We start from the raw sequence: 20123 nt of genomic DNA, 5'->3' as shown, positions 1-20123 counted from the left end.
GCGGGTATCTCGCGTGCATCAAGGCCTGCGGTACAGGCTCAGGGCTTGATCTGCTTCAGTTCATTGAGCAGGGCCAGCAAGGCCTGCATCTTGTCTTCGCCGAACTGCTGCTGGATCTTTTGGTAATTGATTTCCATGTCGCCGCTCATGGATTCGAAACAGGCCTGGCCCTTGTCGGTCAGGGTGATGAACAGGCGGCGCTGGTCTTCCGCAGATTTGCGCCGGCTGACGTACTGGTCGCGCTCCAGGCGGGTCAGCACGCCGGTCATGCTCGGCGGCAGGATGCAGGCCATCTTCGCCAGCTGATGGCTCTCCAGCTCGCCGTTCTGGCGCAGGATGCGGATCACCCGCCATTGCTGTTCGGTCAGGTCGTGCTGGTTCAGCGAGGGACGGAAAAACGCCATGGCGGCCTCACGGGCCTGCAGCAGGGTCAAGGTCAGGGAAGGTCTGGGTGTGTTCATCGAGGCATCGGTCAGGGGCTGGGAATCGGGGGCGAAACATTAACACATTCACAATCGCCAACCGACAGGCAAAATAAAGCCCGACCAGAAACCTCCTGATCGGGCCTTGGACTCAAGCGTGCCGGGGCTTACTCGGTGGCGAGTACGCCACGACGCACTTGGTCGCGTTCGATCGATTCGAACAGTGCCTTGAAGTTGCCCTCGCCGAAGCCATCATCGCCCTTGCGCTGGATGAATTCGAAGAACACCGGGCCCATCAGAGTTTCCGAGAAGATCTGCAGCAGCAGGCGCTTGTCGCCGGCTTCCGAAGAACCGTCCAGCAGGATGCCCCGCGATTGCAGCTCGTTGACCGGCTCGCCGTGGTTCGGCAGGCGCCCTTCAAGCATTTCGTAGTAGGTGTCCGGTGGCGCGGTCATGAAGCGCATGCCGATCTTCTTCAGGGCGTCCCAGGTCTTGACCAGGTCGTCGGTGAGGAAGGCCACGTGCTGGATGCCCTCGCCATTGAACTGCATCAGGAACTCCTCGATCTGCCCGGCGCCCTTGGACGATTCCTCGTTCAGCGGGATGCGGATCATGCCATCCGGAGCGGTCATGGCCTTGGAAGTCAGGCCGGTGTACTCGCCCTTGATGTCGAAGTAGCGGATCTCGCGGAAGTTGAACAGCTTCTCGTAGAAGCCGGCCCAGTAGGCCATGCGCCCGCGGTACACGTTGTGGGTCAGGTGGTCGATGATCTTCAGGCCCGCGCCCTTGGGGTTGCGGTCCACGCCTTCGAGGAACACGAAGTCGATGTCGTAGATCGAGCTGCCCTCGCCGAAACGGTCGATCAGGTACAGCGGCGCGCCGCCAATGCCCTTGATCGCCGGCAGGTTCAGTTCCATCGGGCCGGTTTCAATGTGAATCGGCTGGGCGCCCAGTTCCAGGGCGCGGTTGTAGGCCTTTTGCGAATCCTTGACCCGGAACGCCATGCCGCACACCGACGGGCCGTGCTCGGCCGCGAAGTAGGAAGCGACGCTATGGGGTTCGTTGTTGAGGATCAGGTTGATCGCACCCTGGCGATACAGATGCACGTCTTTTGAACGATGGGTCGCGACTTTAGTGAAACCCATGATCTCGAAGATCGGTTCGAGGGTGTTGGGGGTAGGCGATGCGAATTCGATGAATTCAAAGCCCATCAGGCCCATTGGGTTTTCGAAGATATCTGCCATGGTTGGCGCCTCATCATATTTTTAGAATTAACGGATCGTTAGTTGCTAGCAATGCTGAGGAGGGACGGTGGCGCACAGGAGATACCGCGCACGCTGCGGGCGAGGAAGTCACCATAGATCAGTTGAAACCCGAGAATCTTCATTTCGACCCTGTCTTACAGGCTGGGGGGCGAGGCTTCTGCTGCCAGAAGACTTTATTATTGTATGCGTAACCGGATTCTACACAGCGTAAAAGCCTTTGTCCGCATTCTCTATAAAATCGCCTTTTTTGCCCCGCTCGCAAGGGGTTTGTTGCACTGGTAGATACCGCCGAGAATCAGCGCCCCACCCAACCCCATCACCGGGCTCAACTGTTCTTCCAGCAGGAGCGCGCCGAGGATCACCGCAGTCAGCGGATTGAGGGCGATGAATACACCGCAACGGGTGGCACCGATCCGCCGCAAGCCGTCGTAATACCAGATGTAGGCCAGCGCCGAGCCCAGCACACCCAGGTACAGCAGGCTCAAGCCCTGGGCCAGGTTCAGGCGAGCCACCGCCTGCAGGTCGAACTCGCCACGGATCAGGGTGGCGGCGCAGAGCATCAGGGTGCCCAGGAGGATCGAGCAGGTCACGGTTTGCAATGAGCCCAGGCTGTGGTTCAGCCCCCTGGAGAACAGCGAGTACACGCCCCAGCCCAGCACGCAGCCAAGAATCAGCAGGTCGCCTTGCCAGCTCCCGGCCTGCGCCGCCAGGGCCGAAGGGTCACGGCTGCAGATCACCAGGGCCGCGCCACAGAGGCACAGGGCAATGCCCAACAGCTTGCGCCGGCCCAGGCGCTCCTTGAATAGCGCCCAGGACGCCAGGGCAATCACTGCCGGGTTCAGGGCCACGATCAACGATGCCCGAGAAGCCTTGACCTGCTCCAGGCCGAGGAAGAAACACAGGTTGTAGAAGAAGATCCCGAAGAACCCCAATAGTGCCAGTTGGCCGAACTGCCTGAGGCTGGGCCGCACCAGGGGAATACGCGCCACGGCCATGAAGCCGAGCAAGGCCAGGCTGGCCAGCAGGAACCGCAGGCTGGCGGCCAGCAAGGGCGAGAGCCCGCCGGCCAGGTAGCGCCCGGCAACGAAGGTGCCGCCCCAGATCATGGTGACTGTCGCCAGGCGGCCATACACCGCCAGGTCCCGGTATTCGCCCGCCAGGGGGCCGCTGATATTGCTTTCACTCATGGTCAAGACGCTCTGAGGCAATGGATTTGTACTGCACGACCATTTTTTGTCTAATGCCTGATCATCGTAAAATGAGCTTTTACTCATGACCTTGACCCAGCTGGAGATCTTTTCCCTGGTGGCCGAACTCCAGGGCTTTACCAGCGCCGCCACGCGCCTGGGCATCACCCAATCGGCGGTGTCCCATGCCATCAAGTCACTGGAGCAGGAGCTGCAGGTGGACCTGTTTCGCCGGCACCAGGCCCAGGTCGAACTCACCGACATCGGCACCCAGTTGCTGCTGCGCGCCCGGGCCATGCTCGGCCTAGCGGCGACCCTGGCCCAGGAAGCCGCGGATGCCCGGGGCATGAAGCGCGGCACCTTGCGCATCGGCTCGTTCGGCCCCACCTCGTCGATCCGCCTCCTGCCCCGGATTCTTCACGACTACCGCCGCGAATATCCGGACATCGAAGTGCATATCGACGAAGGCCCCGATCGCCAGGTCCTGCAATGGCTGGAAGAACGACGGGTGGACCTGGGCTTCGTGGTGTTGCCCCAGGAGCGCTTCGACACCGTGCCTGTGGTCGAGGACCAGTTGCTGGCATTGATTCCAGCCAGCCACGCCCTGGCCAGTGAAGCGCAACTGCGCCTGGACCAACTGTGCCATGACCCCTTCGTGCTCACCGAAGCCGGCTCGGCGGAGCTGGTGTCACGCCTGTTCATCGGTGCCGGCCTACGGCCCAATATCCGCTACCGCAGCACCCAACTGCTGAGCACCCTGGAAACCGTGGCCCGCGGCGATGCCTTGAGCATCGTTGCCGAGTTGTCCCTTCCCCAGGCCGCGGACCCGCGCTACACCAGCCGCCCCCTGGAGCCTGCCGTGCGCCGCCAAGTGGGGATCGCGGTGCTCGACCGACGCCAGGCGTCGCCGGCGGCCCTGGCCTTCATCCAGCACGCGCAGCGCCTGTATCGCCGGTAAAAGCCGGCTATCCTGCGATGATCAAGACAGCCGCAGGGGCCATGCCCCCCCGGTGCCATCCTCCCCCTCGCCCGCCCACAGGTCCGATCCATGCCCCTGACCGCCAAAGGTCCATTGAAGCGCTCTACCCGTACCTTCTGGACATTGCTGGCCATGCTTCTTCCCATCGGGCTCGGCGCCCTCATCCTCTACGCCCAGGCCGAACGAACACTGATGCACAGCAGCCTGGAAACCGCCGAAGAGGCCATCCGCCAGTTCGACCTGATGCTCGATAACACCGACATCGCCGCCAGGGCGCTGCTGCCCCAGGTGGGCCGCGATTGTGATGAAGTCCGGCAACTGGCCCTGCGCGAACAGGTCACCCGCCGGCCGTTCGTGCGCTCGACCAACCTGGTGTGGCGCAACAACAACTATTGCAGCTCCCTGCTCGGCAGTTTCGCAGCCCCGCTCAACCCCCTGGACTACGTGGACGGCCGCCTCTGGCTGATGAGCGGCAACCCTGTCACCCCCGACACGGCCCTGCTGGTCTATCGCTGGAGCGAGGGCGATCGCGCCGCCCTGGCCACCATCGACGGCTATCACCTGACCAATGCCCTGCGCCTGATCAGCCGCTTCGCCGACCTGCAATTGCAGGTTGGCGGGCATTGGCTGTCCAGCGACGGCCGTGTCCACGAGGGCAACCCGCCACTGGCGGCCGTGGCCAGCCAGCAACTGAGCTCATCGCGCTATCCCTACAGCGTCAGCTCGGGGTTTCCCGAGGGCGACGTGTGGAACTACATGAAGAGCCAGTACCCGGCGCTGTTCAGCCTGCTGGTGTTTTTCGGCGCGGCGGCGGGCGTACTTGCCCACTGGCTGCAAAAGCGCTCCGCCTCCCCCTCCCACGAGCTGCAACGGGCACTGGGGGCCCACGAGTTCATTCCGTACTTTCAGCCGGTGGTGCGCGGGGACACCCTGGCGTGGGCCGGCATCGAAGTCCTGATGCGCTGGCAGCATCCGAAAGAGGGGCTGGTGCGCCCGGACCTGTTCATCCCCTTCGCCGAGCATTCGGGGCTGATCGTGCCCATGACCCGCTCGCTGATGCAGCAGACCCAACAAGCCCTGGCGCCCCATGCCGCGCACTTTACCGACGGTTTCCATATAGGTATCAACATCACCGCCAGCCATTGCCACGACCTGCAGTTGCTGGAGGACTGCCGGGAGTTCCTCGCCGGCTTCCCCCCAGGCAAGGTGATCCTGGTGCTGGAGTTGACCGAACGCGAACTGATCGAGCCCACGACCACCACCCACCAGCTGTTTGCCGCCCTGCACGAACTGGGTGTGATGATCGCCATCGACGACTTCGGTACCGGGCATTCCAGCCTGGGTTATCTGCGCCAGTTCAATGTGGATTACTTGAAGATCGATCAGAGTTTCGTCGCCATGATCGGTGCCGACGCACTGTCCCTGCATATACTCGACAGCATTATCGAACTCTCGGCCAAACTCGATCTGGGCATTGTCGCCGAAGGTATTGAAACTGCAGAACAACGGGATTATCTAGCAGCTAAAGGGGTGGATTTCCTGCAAGGTTATTTATTCGGACGGCCCATGCCCAGTGCCGAATTTGTTGCAGCCCTGGCGCGCCATTAAATAGCCATACCCGAACAAAAAGTGCTGGATCTAACAACTCGGGGCTCGCACCAATTTGAATCAATTGGTTAATTTCGCATTTGACAAGAACAACCTGATTTACTCTTGATGCATTAACTACTACAATTTTTCCCGCCTGTACAAGATTCACAGGTAGGCCACTTAATCAAGCCTTAATCGGCTCATGGCTTATAGCTTTGTTTGTGGTTTGTATCAGCCAAATAGACTATTGGAGTGAAGATATTGTCCAGACTTGCTGAGTTTCGTGCTGCAGAAAAAGCACTTCAAGAACAGCTCGCGCAGCTTGAATCCCTGAAAAACGACGCCGGACTCAAGAAGGAAATCGAGTTCGAAGAAAAACTCCAGGCGCTGATGAAGTCCTACGACAAGAGCCTGCGTGACATCATCGCCATCCTTGATCCCAACCAGGGCAAGGCCGGCCTGCCACAGGCCAACGCCCCCAAGCAGCGCCGTGCCCGCGTGGTCAAGGTCTACCAGAACCCGCACACCGGCGAACTGATCGAAACCAAAGGCGGCAATCACCGCGGTCTCAAGGCCTGGAAAGAACAGTACGGTGCCGCCACTGTGGATTCCTGGCTGCGCGCTTGAACAAAGCCGCACCCCGAAAAAGGCCCTGCATATGTAGGGCCTTTTACATTGAATAAGATAATTCTTATTACGACTTGCATCTAAGGGAAGAACCGGGCGAGATCCCCCCTCTCCCTAGCTGATACATCGTGGAATAACCTCTGATTCCCGAGCAACTTCAGGCTTAATGCCTTTTCGCCAACGAACGGGTAACCCGCAGAAAGCGAACCGATTGGTTCAGATTTTTCCTTAAAGTTTAAGGCCGTTTCGTACAGCGAGTATTTCATCCTGGCTCTCGGCAAAAACCGCAGCCTGGCCAGCGTATGAAAGTACATAAGCCTTATCCCCATTCAGTGCCGCCACCAATGTTTGCGAGAGCACATGCCGGCCATTCTGAGTAATGGTGCAAGTAGTCTCCAGCGCCTCGAGACGACTCAACTGCGCGGCATGAATCTTGTTACAGACACTCTGATAACCGCCTTGGGCAAAGTCCTTTTGCACCGACTTGCGCATCTCCAGCAATACCCCCTGCAGATTGACTACATGCCCACTGTCCACCTGAGTCATGGTCAACTCCATGACCATGAGTGGATTGCCAGCGGTATCGCTCTTGACCGCTCTCTGCCGGGACACCTTGGCGGCCTCTTCGCCTTCTTGGGCCGGCAGCGGCTCCACCGTCCAGCCCTGGGGCCAGGTCACTTGCGGCTCGGCCTCTGCAACACCGGCCAGCGCCAGTAGCAACAGAGCTGCGGCGCGGAACTTAAATGACTCGATCATGCGTTTGCACACTGAGGTAAAGGGGACTGGAAGTCTGAGCCCGGCGCCAGGAATGGGCAATAGATCAGGAGCTTTGGGTTTGGCGCCAGCCGAACCACTTGCGTATCATTGCCCGATCCCAAGGATGTCCGAACCATTGCCAGCCAAGGCTGCTTGCCCCGGCAAGCAGTCTTGGCCGCACTTTCTTCTGGAGGGCCCATGAGCCTCAACGAACTCAACACCTTTCCCGGCGTGACCGCCCAACCGGATGCGGCCACTGCCCGTTTCGTGTTCAACCACACCATGTTGCGCGTCAAGGACATCACTCGCTCCCTGGACTTCTACACCCGGGTCCTGGGCTTTTCCCTGGTAGAAAAACGCGACTTCCCTGAAGCCGAGTTCAGCCTGTACTTCCTGGCCCTGGTGGACAAGGCACAGATCCCGGCTGATGCAGGCGCGCGAACCGAGTGGATGAAGTCGATTCCCGGCATTCTCGAACTGACCCACAACCACGGCACCGAGAACGATCCAGCCTTCGCCTACCACAACGGCAACAGCGACCCGCGCGGCTTCGGTCACATCTGTATCTCGGTGCCGGACATCGTCGCCGCCTGCGAGCGCTTCGAAGCCCTGGGCTGCGATTTCCAGAAGCGCCTGAACGATGGTCGGATGAAAAGCCTGGCCTTCATCAAGGACCCGGACGGCTACTGGGTCGAAATCATCCAGCCAGCACCGCTCTAAGCCAATGCAGGTGCAGAGCTGGCCTGTGTAGAAACCGGCTTGTCAGCGAACCCGTTCTCAAGAGCGGCGCAAGATCCAGCGATCTGTTCAGTGGCAAGCCGGTGCCTGCCGGCACAGCAATAAAAAACCCCATGAGCCAGGCTCATGGGGTTTTGTTTTTCTAAGCGACCGATCAAGCCGGTGCAGAGGTACGGATCAAGTGATCGAATGCACTGAGGGAAGCCTTGGCGCCCTCGCCCACGGCTATCACGATCTGCTTGTAGGGCACCGTGGTGACGTCACCTGCAGCAAATACCCCAGGCAGAGAAGTCTCGCCGCGGGCATCGACGATGATCTCGCCACGAGGCGACAGCTCGACGGTGCCCTTGAGCCAATCGGTGTTGGGCAACAGGCCGATCTGCACAAAGATGCCTTCCAGGTCCACCGTGTGGAACTCGCCCGAATCACGGTCCTTGTAGGCCAGGCCGGTGACCTTCTGGCCGTCACCCTTCACCTCGCTGGTCAAGGCGCTGGTGATGACTTTGACGTTGGGCAGGCTGAAGAGCTTGCGCTGCAACACCGCATCTGCCCGCAGCTTGCTGTCGAACTCCAGCAGGGTCACGTGGCTGACGATACCCGCCAGGTCGATGGCCGCTTCGACACCGGAGTTGCCGCCGCCAATCACCGCCACACGCTTGCCCTTGAACAGCGGGCCGTCGCAGTGTGGGCAGAAGCACACGCCCTTGGCCTTGTATTCCTGCTCACCCGGCACGCCCATCTCGCGCCAGCGGGCACCGGTCGCCAGGATCAACGACTTGGCCTTGAGGCTGGCGCCGCTTTCGAACTGGATCTCGTGCAAGCCGCCGACTTCCTTGGCCGGCACCAGGGCACTGGCCCGCTGCAGGTTCATGATGTCGACGTCGTACTGCTTGACGTGCTCTTCCAGGGCGGCGGCCAGCTTCGGCCCTTCAGTTGCCTGCACCGAGATGAAGTTCTCGATCGCCATGGTGTCCAGCACCTGGCCACCGAAACGCTCGGCAGCCACACCGGTACGGATGCCTTTGCGAGCGGCATAGATGGCTGCCGAAGCACCCGCTGGACCACCGCCGACCACCAGCACGTCGAAGGCTTCCTTGGCGTTGAGTTTCTGCGCCTGCTTCTCCACCGCACCGGTGTCGAGCTTGGCGAGGATTTCCTCCAGCCCCATGCGCCCCTGGCCGAAGTTCACGCCATTGAGGTAGACACTGGGCACCGCCATGACCTTGCGTTCATCGACTTCAGCCTGGAACAGCGCGCCATCGATGGCCACGTGACGGATGTTGGGGTTGAGCACCGCCATCAGGTTCAGCGCCTGGACCACGTCCGGGCAGTTCTGGCAGGACAGCGAGAAGTAGGTTTCGAAATTGAACTCGCCCTTGAGCGAGCGGATCTGCTCGATCACCTCGGCACTGGCCTTGGATGGATGACCACCCACTTGCAGCAAGGCCAACACCAGGGAGGTGAATTCGTGGCCCATGGGAATACCGGCGAAACGCAGGCTGATATCACTTCCCGGGCGATTCAACGAGAACGAAGGCTTGCGCGCGTCGCTGCCGTTATCGAGCAAGGTAATCTGGTTGGAAAGACTGACAATGTCTTTGAGTAACGCGAGCATTTCCTGGGATTTCGCACCGTCGTCGAGGGAGGCTACGATCTCGATCGGCTGGGTGACCCGTTCCAGGTAAGACTTCAACTGAGCTTTAAGATTGGCGTCCAACATACGGGCGATTTCCTGTTTTGATTCGGTAGAAAAAACAACGCCCGAGCGAATCTCGCCCGGGCGTTGTTTGAGGGCGGTGCAGCTGACTTAAGTGCGGATCACCGCCCTTGGGTAATGCATGGGCTTAGATCTTGCCGACCAGGTCCAGGGACGGAGCCAGGGTGGCCTCGCCTTCTTTCCACTTGGCTGGGCAGACTTCGCCTGGGTGAGCAGCGACGTACTGAGCGGCCTTGATCTTGCGCAGCAGCTCGGAAGCGTCACGGCCTACACCGCCGTCGTTGATTTCAACGATCTTGATCTGCCCTTCAGGGTTGATCACGAAGGTGCCGCGGTCAGCCAGACCGGCTTCTTCGATCAGCACATCGAAGTTGCGGGAGATGGCCAGGGTCGGGTCGCCGATCATGGTGTACTGGATCTTGCCGATGGCTGGCGAAGTGTTGTGCCAGGCAGCGTGGGCGAAGTGGGTGTCGGTAGAAACGCTGTAGATCTCGACGCCCAGCTTCTGGAATTCGGCGTAGTTGTCGGCCAGGTCTTCCAGCTCGGTTGGGCACACGAAGGTGAAGTCAGCCGGGTAGAAGAACACGACAGACCATTTGCCTTTCAGATCGGCGTCCGACACTTCGACGAATGCGCCGTTTTTGAATGCGGTAGCTTTGAAGGGTTTAACTTGGCTGTTGATGATAGGCATCGTTGACTCTCCATCAGTGGTTGAGAACATTGGGTGAAAACTTGATGGGGAGAATCCTAACCAATGAATCGCCCCTTGGCTCATTGGCAAACCTGATGCTGTCGATTGGTTTTGACTATCAGCCAACAGTATTAATAGAAGAAACCTTAATCTACTGCTGTACCGGCTTCTCGCCGATGCGCGCCATGCCCATGAACGGGTTGGCCTCGACGTAGCGCATGGCGGACTGCATGTCCTTCCAGCCGACATAGCTCATCAGTGATTTCAGATCCCAACCGCTGCGGTGCGCCCAGGTGGCGAAGCCCCGGCGCAGGGAATGGCTGGTGTAGTGTTCGCCAGCGATACCGGCACGCTCCAGGGCTTGGCGCAGCAACGCGATCACGCTATTGGCATGCAACCCCTGCTCGCTCAGGCGCCCCCAGCGGTTGATGCCGCGAAACACCGGCCCGCGCACCAGCGCCGCGCTGTTGATCCACTCGATATAGGCCTGCACCGGGCACAGGCGCAGCAAGGCCGGGGTGTGAAAGGTCCGCCCAAGGTTGTCACGGTCACTCTTGCTGCGGGGCAGGTAGAGGCTGATGCCCGACCCGGCCACCGCTTGCACATGCTCGATCTGCAAGCGGCACAGCTCATCACTGCGAAAGCCGCGCCAGAAGCCCAGCAAGATCAGCGCCCGATCACGCCGGGCACGTAACAGATCCCCCTGGCGCTGTTCAGCTGCGGCACTCGCCACCTCCTCATCTAGCCAGGCGACGACCTGTTCCAGGTGCTGCAGCTCCAAGGGTTGCGCCTGTTTTTCCTGTACCGGGTGCAGCGCACGGATGCCCTTGAACACCTGGCGCACCACCGGTGCCTTGGTCGGGTCGGCAAAGCCCTGGCTGCTGTGCCACTGGGCCAGGGCCGACAGGCGCAACCGCAGGGTATTGATCGACAGCTCACCGGCATAGGCGGCCAGGTAGCGGGCCACGCTTTCGGCCGTAGCCGGAAGGAAACCGCCCCACTGCACTTCGAAATGCTCGATGGCCGCCCGATAGCTGCGACGGGTGTTGTCGCGGGTGGCGGCTTGCAGATAACGATCCAGCTCGCTCATGGCAGCTCAACTCAGGCAAATGTACGGCGATGGCTGGCGAAAACCGCCCTCAGCGCCCATCACACGGGGTAATACCATAATATCCCATGTCAGTTTCAGGCTTTTGATAATTTCCCATCTGCTGTACAATTCAATGTAATTACATACCACGTAACACAGTACTAAATCGTCGGAGGATGCATGGCTCGCGGAGGTATAAACAAGGCGGTGGTGAAGAAAGCGCGTCAGGCGATTCTTGCCCGCGGCGAACACCCCAGCATCGACGCAGTACGCATCGAAATGGGCAATACCGGCTCGAAAACCACCATCCACCGCTATCTCAAGGAGCTGGATGACGGCGCCAGCCGGCGTGACAGCGGCCCTGCGCCCCTGGACCAAGAGCTGGGCGAACTGGTGGGGCGCCTGGCGCAACGTCTGCAGGAGCAGGCCCAGGAACCCCTGGAGCAAGCCCTCGCCCACTTCGAAGAACAGAAGCAGGTGCTGGAACACCAGTTGAACGAAGCCCACCAGCTTCAGGAGCAGTTGCAACAGCAGTTGCAGATTCAGGCCAGCGCCCTGGCCGGGGAAAGCGCCGCCCTGCAAGACACTCGCTCCATGCTGCAGAGCGAACAGACCCGCAACGCCGAACTCAACCAGGCACTCAAGGGCCTTGAGCTGCGGCTGGAGGACAAGGAGCAGCAGATCCACTCCCTGGAGGAAAAGCACCTGCATGCCCGGGACGCCCTGGAGCACTACCGCGCGGCCAGCAAGGAACAGCGCGAACAGGAGCAGCGCCGCCACGAAGGGCAGTTGCAACAGATCCAGATGGAGCTGCGCCAGGCCCAACAGAGCGCGCTGGTACGCCAGGACGAGATCACCCAACTGCATCGCGATAACGAGCGCCTGCTCAGCGAACAGCGCGCCATCCACAAAGAGCTCAAGCAAGCCCAGGATGCCGCCAGCAAGAACTCGGCGCTACAGGCCCGCCTGAGCGAACAGGTCGCCCGCCAGGACAGCGAAAGCACCCTGCTCCAGGAGCGCCTGCGCGTTGCCCAGGAAGAAGTTCAGGCACTCAAGGAACAAACCAGGAAACAGGCTCGATCGAGCAAGGAGATGGAGTTGCGCGCCACCAAGGCCGAGGCCGGCCTGGAGGCGTTGCGCCTGGCTGCTGCCACCAAGGCCCAGCCAGACGCACCTGCGAAGGCTTGATCAGCCCGCGACAGGCGTACGCATGGTGACGAACTCTTCGGCGGCCGTCGGGTGCACGCCGATGGTTTCGTCGAAGTCGCGCTTGGTCGCCCCCGCCTTCAGGGCAATTGCCAGGCCCTGAACGATTTCACCGGCATCCGGGCCGACCATGTGGCACCCCAGGACCTTGTCGCTGTCGGCGTCCACCACCAGCTTCATCAGGGTGCGTTCCTGGCAGTCGGTCAGGGTCAGTTTCATCGGCCGGAAGCGGCTCTCGAAGATCTGCACCTTGTGCCCCGCTTCTCGCGCCTGCTCTTCGGTGAGGCCGACGGTACCGATGTTCGGCAGGCTGAACACCGCCGTAGGAATCATCTGGTAATCCACGGGACGGTACTGCTCGGGCTTGAACAGGCGCCGAGCCACGGCCATACCCTCGGCCAGGGCCACCGGCGTCAGTTGCACGCGGCCGATGACATCGCCAATCGCCAGGATCGACGGCTCACTGCTCTGATACTGCTCGTCCACTTCGATGAAACCGCGCTTGTCGAGCTTCACGCCGGTATTCTCCAGCCCCAGGTTGTCCAGCATCGGCCGGCGCCCGGTGGCATAGAACACACAATCGGCGGCCAGCTTGCGACCATCCTTGAGGGTGACCTCAAGACTGCCGTCGGCCTGCTTGTCGATGCGCTCGATGTCGGCATTGAACTGCAGGCCCAAACCACGCTTGGTCAGCTCCTCCTGCAAGTGCTTGCGCACTGCACCGTCGAAACCGCGCAGGAATAGCTCACCGCGATACAACAGCTGGGTATCGGCACCCAGGCCATGGAAGATCCCGGCAAACTCCACCGCGATGTAGCCGCCGCCCACCACCAGCACGCGCTTGGGCAGCTCCTTGAGGAAGAAGGCTTCGTTGGAACTGATGGCATGCTCACGCCCCGGGATATCCGGGATCTGTGGCCAGCCGCCGGTGGCAATGAGGATGTGCTTGGCGCTGTAGCGCTGGCCGTTGACCTCTACCTGGTGCGGATCGATCAGCTTGGCGTGGCCTTCATGCAGGGTCACGCCGCTGTTGACCAGCAGATTGCGGTAGATGCCGTTGAGGCGATTGATTTCGCGATCCTTGTTGGCGATCAGGGTCGCCCAATCGAAATTCGCCTCACCCAGGGACCAGCCGAAACCCGAGGCCTGCTCGAAGTCTTCGGCGAAGTGCGCGCCGTACACCAGCAGCTTTTTCGGCACGCAGCCGACGTTGACACAGGTACCGCCCAGATAGCGGCTTTCAGCGACCGCGACCTTCGCGCCAAAACCCGCCGCGAATCGCGCGCAGCGCACACCGCCGGAACCGGCACCAATTACATAAAGATCAAAATCGTAGGCCATTTCACTCTCCCAGGCAGGCTGACAAGCATAACCGCAGATGGCGATCGGGTCAGCGCAGAGGTCTACATAAGGGCGACAAATGAAAAAGCCACCCGAAGGTGGCTTTTCCGAAAAACCAGTGCAGCGGCTATCAGTAAGCCTTGCCGGTCTTGTAGAAGTTCTCGAAGCAGAAGTTGGTTGCGTCGATGTAGCCTTCGGCACCACCGCAGTCGAAACGCTTGCCCTTGAACTTGTAGGCCATCACGCAGCCGTTCTGCGCCTGCTTCATCAGGGCGTCGGTGATCTGGATCTCGCCACCCTTGCCCGGCTCGGTCTGCTCGATCAGGTCAAAGATGTCCGGAGTCAGGATGTAACGACCGATGATCGCCAGGTTCGACGGTGCGTCTTCCGGCTTTGGCTTCTCGACCATGCTGTGAACGCGGTAGATGTCGTCACGGATCATCTCGCCAGCAATCACGCCGTACTTGTTGGTTTCCTGCGGATCGACTTCCTGGATGGCCACGATCGAGCAGCGGAACTGCTTGTACAGCTTGACCATCTGGGTCAGTACACCGTCGCCTTCGAGGTTGACGCACAGGTCGTCCGCCAGTACCACGGCGAAGGGTTCGTCACCGATCAGCGGGCGGCCAGTCAGAATGGCGTGGCCCAGGCCTTTCATTTCGGTCTGGCGAGTGTAGGAGAACGAGCACTCGTCCAGCAGCTTGCGGATACCAACCAGGTATTTCTCCTTGTCGGTGCCCTTGATCTGGTTTTCCAGCTCGTAACTGATGTCGAAGTGGTCCTCGAGGGCGCGCTTGCCGCGGCCGGTCACGATGGAGATTTCATTCAATCCGGCATCCAGCGCTTCTTCAACGCCGTACTGGATCAGTGGCTTGTTCACCACCGGCAGCATTTCTTTAGGCATGGCTTTAGTCGCTGGCAGGAAGCGAGTACCGTAACCGGCTGCTGGGAACAAGCATTTCTTGATCATATGAGTCCTTAAAAAGGCTGTGTGTACGAGTTTCGGCGCAGTCTAATGAGGGCGCGAGCGCCTTACAATGCCCCGCGCTGGCTAACCGCTGCCATCATAGAGAAATAAAGTGCCGGATAGTTCCGCAGCATCCTCCAGATAGCCTGCCAGGTAAACCTCCATCACCGCGCAGCGCTTGTAAACCGGCACCTGCACAGGGTTGCCGGAATGCCCCAGGCATCGACCAGGCACACCCTCGACTCAACGGCCAAGGCGGGCCATCCGGACTCCATGATGGCACCCTTTTCACCCTGGCGTGTTCACCCGCAGGCACCACAACTCCCTCACCCAGAGGGGCTGCGGCACTTTTGCAGGCCCGCGCAGGACTAAGGTGACGTGCTGTACCGAAATGGCCATTAGCTATAGCATCGCCACTGGCATGCACGGCCACTTCACCCCCTCCCCCTCAGATGACGAAATCCCCCATGAACAGACTTTTCACTGTCACCGCAGTACTGGCCCTGAGTGGATGTGCCACCGCCTCCAATACCTACCTGGCCAATGGCGAACAAGGCCTGAGCATCGATTGCTCTGGCGAGGCCAGCTCCTGGGCCAGCTGTTACGAGAAAGCCGAGGCCTCCTGCGCCGGCACCGGCTATCGGATCGTCAGCACTGTCGGCACGCCCGCCACCAAGGAAAGCGACAAGACCCTAGGGGTCGATGTGGGCAACTATAAAAGCCGCAGCGTAGTGGTGGTCTGCAAGTAGAAGGCGCACGCCCTCTACATATGAATTTCGGCGAACTTGATGCCCAGGCCACGAATGGTTTCGATCAGGTCGTCGAGACGGCAGAAAGATTCCACCTCGTCGCTATCGTCCACCAGAAAATAGCTGCGCCCGGCGCTCTTCTTGAAAAACACAATCCATTCCCCTGAATTGGCGGGGTTCTGGATCACGTGGGTGGCAGAGATCAAGCCCTCTGCATGCTTTGCCCTGACATCTTCCCGCTTCATGCTTTCTCCCAAAAAATCGATGCCGCCCAGGCGTGAGCCCGGGCGGCACCGGAAACAATGGGCGCTAGTTTATCGGATGCCCTGGCCTATCAGCACGCCTTCTACCGTCTGACCGTACAAATTCACCCCGTCATTGGCGTGGAACTTGACCCGGGTCTTCTCGATGGAACCCTCTACCAGGCGCGGGTCCTGCGGCCGCTCGTGGCTGTTGACGAACGCCGCCACGTCCCAGGCCTGCTGATCGCTCAGGATGCCGCCCTTGCCCAGAGGCATGTTGTGCTTGATGAAGGACGCCGCAGTATTGATCCGGTGCATTCCTGCACCCCAGTTGTAGGAATCCTTGCCCCAGAGTGGCGGCATCACGTAATCCGCACCGGCCTTCTGGCCCTGGCCGTTGTCACCGTGGCAAACCGCACACTGCGCCTGATACACCGCCGCACCCTGCTTGAGGTCGTAGCCTTTGGCGGGCTGCGCCACGTCGGGATACCCGCGCCCAGGCAGCTCGACGCCCAGCGGCGCCTTGCTCGCCAGCCAGTAGGCATACACCGACAGCGCGGTAATCTGCGGACTGTCCGCCGCCGGCGGCTTGCCACCGTTCATGCTGAACTGAAAACAGCCTTGCAGGCGCTCGGCAAAGGTATTCACCTTGTCGTTCTTCTTGCGATAGGCCGGGTACATCGGGTACGCGCCCCACAGTGGCGCCGAGTTGGCCAGGCGCCCCTGATCAAGGTGGCAATTGCTGCAATTGAGGCCGTTGCCAACGAACTGCGGCGCCAGGCGCTTGGTATCGACGAACAGGGCGTAGCCTTCGCGTACCAGCTTGCCGTAGGCATTGTCCGGCAGCTCGCTTTCAGCCGGCGGCTTGAAGTACTCGACATGGGTGGAAGCGCTCGGCGCCGGGATCTGCGACTGGTCCTCCATGGCGATGGTGGCCGCCTGGACCTGGATCGCGAGCAGGCTCAGCAGCGCCCCTGGAATCAATAGTTTCATGGGCGCGCCTCCTGGGAGTTCAAGGTTGCAAAGTAGTCCGCCACGGCAGCCACTTCTTCGGCGCTCAGGGATTTGGCGATGTGCCCCATCAGGTCATTGGGGTCGTTGTGGCGAGTACCTTCACGCCAGGCGTTGAGCTGTGCCACGAGGTAGCTGGCAGGCTGCCCGGCCAGGGGTGGGAAGGCGGTACCGACGCCCACGCCACCCGGTCCGTGGCAACTGACGCACTCGGGCACTTGCCGTTCCCAGGCACCACGCAGGGCCAGACGCTCACCGACACCGGTGGCCACCTGGCTACGGCTGACAGGAACCAGCTTGGGCGCAGGCATGGCGGCCAGGGTCGTGGTGACCGCGGTGATTTCCTCTTCACTCAAGGCCTTGGCCAGGGGTTGCATCACAGGGCTGGTGCGGGCGCCGCTGCGAAAGTCGTGCAACTGCTTGCCCAGATAGCCCGCCGGCAACCCTGCAAGACGTGGAAACCCGGCCGGAGCCAGGCCCATGCCATCGGCGCCATGGCAGGCCAGGCAAGCCGTCGCCCCCGGCTGGGCGCCTCCCTGGGTAAAGACTTTCTGCCCCTCCACGGCATGGGCAGTTTGAACCAACAGCAGCATCAGGCCACTCAATAGCATTCGATCCAGTGGGATCATATGGACTCCATTATTCTAGTTATATGCTTAGACCTGCATGGCATAAGCACACAAATAGTAGGTCAATTGATCCACCGGGACAACGCGAAATTGCCCCCACGCCTATCGAATACCGAACAGCAACACAAGGTTTTACCAGGCGAAAAAAAGCGGCTAATCGCCGCAGTGCAACAAGGCTTCTACCCACGCAAAAGCAGCCCCGGGCCGCGCTTGGTGGCGCTACCCGGGGCGTGGGGCAAAGTCTGGAGAAGGGATGCAAGCGGGTAACCGGGGCCTGTCACCCGCATGGAGCAACGGCTTAGCCGGAGATACAGTCTTCACCGGCCTTGCGCACATCCTGAGGGCGCAACGGGTTGTTGCTCAACTGTTCGTGCAGCTTGATGCTGCTGCCACCGGAACGCGCCTCAATGTAGAACACCGCAGCCGGGGCCGGCGACAGGCTCTGGGGCACTAGTACCCGAAAGCCGTCCTTGTGTGGCTCGACCTGCAGCGCGCCGCGGCTGCCGGAGAGCTTGTCAGCCAGGCACTTGGCGTATTCCTGAGGCTTCTTGCCGGAAATCACGCTCAGGGTTGGCGGTGTCTGGTTGATGTCCGAGACGCTTGCGCAACCGCCGATGGCCAAGACCAGAACCCACACCCAGCGCTTCATATAAAAATCTCCAATAAAGTCCCTCCGACAGCAAAGGCGCTGTTTTTCTCCGGAGGCACGGCTTTATCGCCGATAAAAATCCAAATAACTGTTTTAAATTGTCAAAGCTCGACGCCGGGGCCGAATAATACTCCTTTGGGCCTGATAAACTGCGCCACCGCCCACGCAAACGTTTTTTGCTTTTGTAGCTATAGCCCTTCTGGAGGCGCCCATGAAATTCATCCACCAGCGCGAGCACCTGAACGAAGACGATATCGTCGTCATCGAATGCTCCCAGGTCTGCAACATTCGCCTGATGAGCGACGCCAACTTCCGCAGCTTCAAGAACGGCGGCCGTCATACCTATCACGGCGGCGCCTTCGACAAGTTCCCGGCAAAGATCACCGCCCCCAGCACCGGTTTCTGGAACATCACCATCGACACCGTCAACCGCCGGCCCATCAGCGTGACCCGCAAGCCGAACCTGACGCATTCGATCCGCATCATTCGCCGCTCCAGCTCGAAACTGCGCTAAGCCCTCCCCTCGCGACAACAGGTAGCCCCGTGCCCCAGACCACCAAGTACGTCATCAAATACAAGCTCAACGGTGAGCGCCGCTTCGAATTCGCCCAGTTGCAGGCCGGCTCCGAGGAAGAAGCCCGGGCCGCCCTCGAGGCGCTGCATGGCCAGTCCGACGATGTCATCAGCGACGTCAGCGTCAGCAAGGCCTTGTAGAGCGCCGCTGCGCACCACCGATTCAAGCGCAAGCAACGGAGTGTTCCGCGGCCACCCGTGCCGCAGACTGGCCGGGTTCCCTACCGCCCAGGACACTCCCGCCATGCCTGCCCCCTCGCTACATGATCGCCTGCAACAACTGGATTGGGCCCGCATCGAGCAGGCCCTCGACCAGGACGGCTGCGCCCGCCTCGAAGGCCTGTTGACTCCAGCGCAATGCCAGGCCCTGAGCCGGCTTTACCAGAGCCCCGAGTTGTTTCGCTCGAAAGTGATCATGGCCCGCCATGGCTTTGGCCGTGGCCAGTACCAGTATTTTGGCTATCCGCTGCCGGAGCCCGTGGCGCAATTGCGCCAGTTGCTCTACCCGCGCCTGGTGGACCAGGCCAACCGCTGGAACCGCCTGATGAATATCGACGTCCAATACCCGGCGCAACACGCCGCCTTCATCCAGCGCTGCCACAAGGCCGGGCAGTTGCGCCCGACGCCCTTGCTGCTGCAATACGGCCCCGGGGACTACAACTGCCTACACCAGGACCTGTACGGCGAGCACGTATTCCCCTTGCAAGTGGCCTTCCTGTTGTCGCAGCCGGGAAGCGACTTCAGCGGCGGTGAACTGGTGCTCACCGAACAGCGCCCACGCATGCAATCGCGGCCGCAGGTCATTGGTCTGAAGCAGGGTGATGGGCTGGTTTTCGCCGTGCATCATCGCCCGGTAGCCGGAGCGCGCGGGCACTATCGGGTGACCTTGCGCCACGGTGTCAGCCGCGTTCACAGTGGCCAGCGCCATACCCTTGGAGTGATTTTTCACGATGCACTGTAATGATGACGGCCCAGCCACCCTCGGGCTGTTCAGTGACAGCGACCTGCAGCAGCCTGCCCGCGTCGAGGTCCTGGGCCCAGAGTCCCGGGTCTTGCGTGGCTTCGCCCTGCCCTGGGTCAAAACGCTGCTGCCGCAACTCGATGCCGTGCTCGCCGCTGCGCCCTTTCGCCAGATGCAGACGCCCGGCGGCTTCACCATGTCGGTGAGCCTCAGCAGTTGCGGGCAACTGGGCTGGACCACCGACCGCAGCGGCTACCGCTATAGCCCCATCGACCCGCAAAGCCAGCGCCCCTGGCCAGCACTGCCCAAGGTGCTCCAGGAGCTGGCCGAAGCCGCAGCCGAGGCGGCCGGCTTTCCCGGGTTCGCCCCGGACTCATGCCTGATCAACTGCTACCGGCCGGGGGCAAAGATGTCACTGCATCAGGACAAGAACGAGCGCGACTACTCGGCCCCTATCGTGTCCCTGTCCCTGGGCCTGCCGGCGATTTTTCTCTTCGGCGGCCGGCAGCGCAGCGACAAGAGCCAGCGGGTCGCGCTGCTGCATGGCGATGTGGTGGTCTGGGGCGGCGTCGACCGCCTGCGCTATCACGGAGTGCTGGCCCTCAAGGATGGCCACCACCCGCTGTTGGGCCAGCAACGGATCAACCTGACCTTGCGCCGGGCCGGCTGAGGTTGAGAATTCAAGCGCAAGCCCCGGAGTGCCGAACGGCCCCGCCTTGGTTAATCTGGCCGC

At 61.0% G+C, this 20123-nt stretch carries 23 protein-coding genes; 10 read left to right on the top strand and 13 right to left on the bottom strand.

The annotated features are described in order from the left end of the window. Window positions 1-38: 38 nt before the first annotated feature. From hpaR to ABCR88_RS13185, 3 genes are all read right to left on the bottom strand, one after another. Window positions 39-461 carry a homoprotocatechuate degradation operon regulator HpaR gene (hpaR, locus tag ABCR88_RS13195; protein WP_232643152.1) on the bottom strand — a complete coding sequence of 141 codons (423 nt, stop codon included), beginning with the start codon at window positions 459-461 and terminating at the stop codon, window positions 39-41. A gap of 128 nt (window positions 462-589) precedes the next feature. Continuing rightward, complete coding sequence (gene hppD / locus ABCR88_RS13190; protein ID WP_011061669.1) at window positions 590-1666, bottom strand: 4-hydroxyphenylpyruvate dioxygenase; 1077 nt, start codon at window positions 1664-1666, stop codon at window positions 590-592. 251 nt (window positions 1667-1917) lie between these two features. Then, complete coding sequence (locus ABCR88_RS13185; RefSeq protein ID WP_337152938.1) at window positions 1918-2874, bottom strand: EamA family transporter; 957 nt, start codon at window positions 2872-2874, stop codon at window positions 1918-1920. 85 nt (window positions 2875-2959) lie between these two features. On the opposite strand from ABCR88_RS13185, the gene ABCR88_RS13180 reads away from it, so the two are divergent. The 3 genes from ABCR88_RS13180 to ABCR88_RS13170 all read left to right on the top strand — a co-directional run bounded on the left by ABCR88_RS13180 (window position 2960) and on the right by ABCR88_RS13170 (window position 6070). Continuing rightward, window positions 2960-3832 carry a LysR family transcriptional regulator gene (locus ABCR88_RS13180; protein WP_041118536.1) on the top strand — a complete coding sequence of 291 codons (873 nt, stop codon included), beginning with the start codon at window positions 2960-2962 and terminating at the stop codon, window positions 3830-3832. 90 nt (window positions 3833-3922) lie between these two features. Next, window positions 3923-5461: an EAL domain-containing protein gene (locus tag ABCR88_RS13175; RefSeq protein ID WP_015635883.1), complete on the top strand. Its 1539-nt coding sequence runs from the start codon at window positions 3923-3925 to the stop codon at window positions 5459-5461. Between the two features lie 243 nt (window positions 5462-5704). After that, on the top strand, window positions 5705-6070 hold the full coding sequence (locus ABCR88_RS13170; protein WP_015635884.1) for a histone-like nucleoid-structuring protein, MvaT/MvaU family: 366 nt from the start codon (window positions 5705-5707) through the stop codon (window positions 6068-6070). Window positions 6071-6298: 228 nt separating this feature from the next. On the opposite strand, the gene ABCR88_RS13165 is transcribed toward ABCR88_RS13170, so the two are convergent. Continuing rightward, window positions 6299-6826 (bottom strand): DUF4946 domain-containing protein, encoded by a 528-nt coding sequence (locus ABCR88_RS13165; RefSeq protein ID WP_350404687.1) that lies wholly within the window; start codon window positions 6824-6826, stop codon window positions 6299-6301. Between the two features lie 198 nt (window positions 6827-7024). Between ABCR88_RS13165 and gloA the strand changes: the two genes are divergently transcribed. Beyond that, window positions 7025-7546, top strand: coding sequence for a lactoylglutathione lyase (gene gloA, locus ABCR88_RS13160; protein ID WP_011061675.1), 522 nt, complete (start codon window positions 7025-7027; stop codon window positions 7544-7546). 172 nt (window positions 7547-7718) lie between these two features. Here the strand turns inward: gloA and ahpF are convergent, their stop codons facing one another. From ahpF to ABCR88_RS13145, 3 genes are all read right to left on the bottom strand, one after another. After that, window positions 7719-9284: an alkyl hydroperoxide reductase subunit F gene (ahpF, locus tag ABCR88_RS13155; RefSeq protein ID WP_350404686.1), complete on the bottom strand. Its 1566-nt coding sequence runs from the start codon at window positions 9282-9284 to the stop codon at window positions 7719-7721. A 124-nt stretch (window positions 9285-9408) separates the two neighbouring features. Beyond that, a complete protein-coding gene (gene ahpC / locus ABCR88_RS13150; protein ID WP_011061677.1) occupies window positions 9409-9972 on the bottom strand; it encodes an alkyl hydroperoxide reductase subunit C in 564 nt (187 codons plus the stop codon). Between the two features lie 151 nt (window positions 9973-10123). Continuing rightward, window positions 10124-11062: a site-specific integrase gene (locus ABCR88_RS13145; RefSeq protein WP_011061678.1), complete on the bottom strand. Its 939-nt coding sequence runs from the start codon at window positions 11060-11062 to the stop codon at window positions 10124-10126. Between the two features lie 180 nt (window positions 11063-11242). Here ABCR88_RS13145 and ABCR88_RS13140 point away from each other — a divergent pair, with 180 nt between their 5' ends. Then, a complete protein-coding gene (locus tag ABCR88_RS13140) occupies window positions 11243-12250 on the top strand; it encodes a DNA-binding protein (RefSeq protein WP_011061679.1) in 1008 nt (335 codons plus the stop codon). On the opposite strand, the gene gorA is transcribed toward ABCR88_RS13140, so the two are convergent. Both gorA and galU read right to left on the bottom strand, forming a co-directional pair. Continuing rightward, window positions 12251-13609 (bottom strand): glutathione-disulfide reductase, encoded by a 1359-nt coding sequence (gorA, locus tag ABCR88_RS13135; RefSeq protein ID WP_041118540.1) that lies wholly within the window; start codon window positions 13607-13609, stop codon window positions 12251-12253. A 130-nt stretch (window positions 13610-13739) separates the two neighbouring features. After that, window positions 13740-14579 carry a UTP--glucose-1-phosphate uridylyltransferase GalU gene (gene galU / locus ABCR88_RS13130; RefSeq protein ID WP_011061681.1) on the bottom strand — a complete coding sequence of 280 codons (840 nt, stop codon included), beginning with the start codon at window positions 14577-14579 and terminating at the stop codon, window positions 13740-13742. 464 nt (window positions 14580-15043) lie between these two features. Between galU and ABCR88_RS13125 the strand changes: the two genes are divergently transcribed. Continuing rightward, window positions 15044-15325 (top strand): hypothetical protein, encoded by a 282-nt coding sequence (locus ABCR88_RS13125; protein ID WP_011061682.1) that lies wholly within the window; start codon window positions 15044-15046, stop codon window positions 15323-15325. Between the two features lie 14 nt (window positions 15326-15339). Here the strand turns inward: ABCR88_RS13125 and ABCR88_RS13120 are convergent, their stop codons facing one another. The 4 genes from ABCR88_RS13120 to ABCR88_RS13105 all read right to left on the bottom strand — a co-directional run bounded on the left by ABCR88_RS13120 (window position 15340) and on the right by ABCR88_RS13105 (window position 17856). Next, window positions 15340-15570: a hypothetical protein gene (locus ABCR88_RS13120; RefSeq protein WP_011061683.1), complete on the bottom strand. Its 231-nt coding sequence runs from the start codon at window positions 15568-15570 to the stop codon at window positions 15340-15342. A 69-nt stretch (window positions 15571-15639) separates the two neighbouring features. Next, window positions 15640-16560 (bottom strand): c-type cytochrome, encoded by a 921-nt coding sequence (locus ABCR88_RS13115; RefSeq protein WP_350404685.1) that lies wholly within the window; start codon window positions 16558-16560, stop codon window positions 15640-15642. Continuing rightward, entirely contained in the window at window positions 16557-17207 is a 651-nt protein-coding gene (locus ABCR88_RS13110) for a c-type cytochrome (protein WP_041118542.1), read from the bottom strand. The genes ABCR88_RS13115 and ABCR88_RS13110 overlap by 4 nt, the downstream gene beginning before the upstream one ends. 298 nt (window positions 17208-17505) lie before the next feature. Beyond that, window positions 17506-17856 carry a hypothetical protein gene (locus ABCR88_RS13105; RefSeq protein WP_041118543.1) on the bottom strand — a complete coding sequence of 117 codons (351 nt, stop codon included), beginning with the start codon at window positions 17854-17856 and terminating at the stop codon, window positions 17506-17508. Window positions 17857-18067: 211 nt separating this feature from the next. Between ABCR88_RS13105 and ABCR88_RS13100 the strand changes: the two genes are divergently transcribed. From ABCR88_RS13100 to alkB, 4 genes are all read left to right on the top strand, one after another. Continuing rightward, on the top strand, window positions 18068-18370 hold the full coding sequence (locus ABCR88_RS13100) for a DUF1883 domain-containing protein (RefSeq protein WP_011061687.1): 303 nt from the start codon (window positions 18068-18070) through the stop codon (window positions 18368-18370). Window positions 18371-18399: 29 nt separating this feature from the next. Beyond that, window positions 18400-18570 carry a hypothetical protein gene (locus ABCR88_RS13095; RefSeq protein ID WP_350022800.1) on the top strand — a complete coding sequence of 57 codons (171 nt, stop codon included), beginning with the start codon at window positions 18400-18402 and terminating at the stop codon, window positions 18568-18570. Window positions 18571-18673: 103 nt separating this feature from the next. Beyond that, entirely contained in the window at window positions 18674-19390 is a 717-nt protein-coding gene (locus ABCR88_RS13090) for a 2OG-Fe(II) oxygenase (protein ID WP_350022801.1), read from the top strand. Beyond that, window positions 19380-20060 (top strand): DNA oxidative demethylase AlkB, encoded by a 681-nt coding sequence (gene alkB, locus ABCR88_RS13085; protein ID WP_350404683.1) that lies wholly within the window; start codon window positions 19380-19382, stop codon window positions 20058-20060. Before ABCR88_RS13090 ends, alkB begins: the two co-directional genes overlap by 11 nt. The last annotated feature ends 63 nt before the right edge of the window (window positions 20061-20123 follow it).

This window comes from Pseudomonas sp. W17, from assembly GCF_040268305.1.
GTDB classification, from domain to species: domain Bacteria; phylum Pseudomonadota; class Gammaproteobacteria; order Pseudomonadales; family Pseudomonadaceae; genus Aquipseudomonas; species Aquipseudomonas protegens.
Note: the sequence above shows the minus strand (reverse complement) of the source record. Positions and strands in the feature narration are given on the sequence as shown.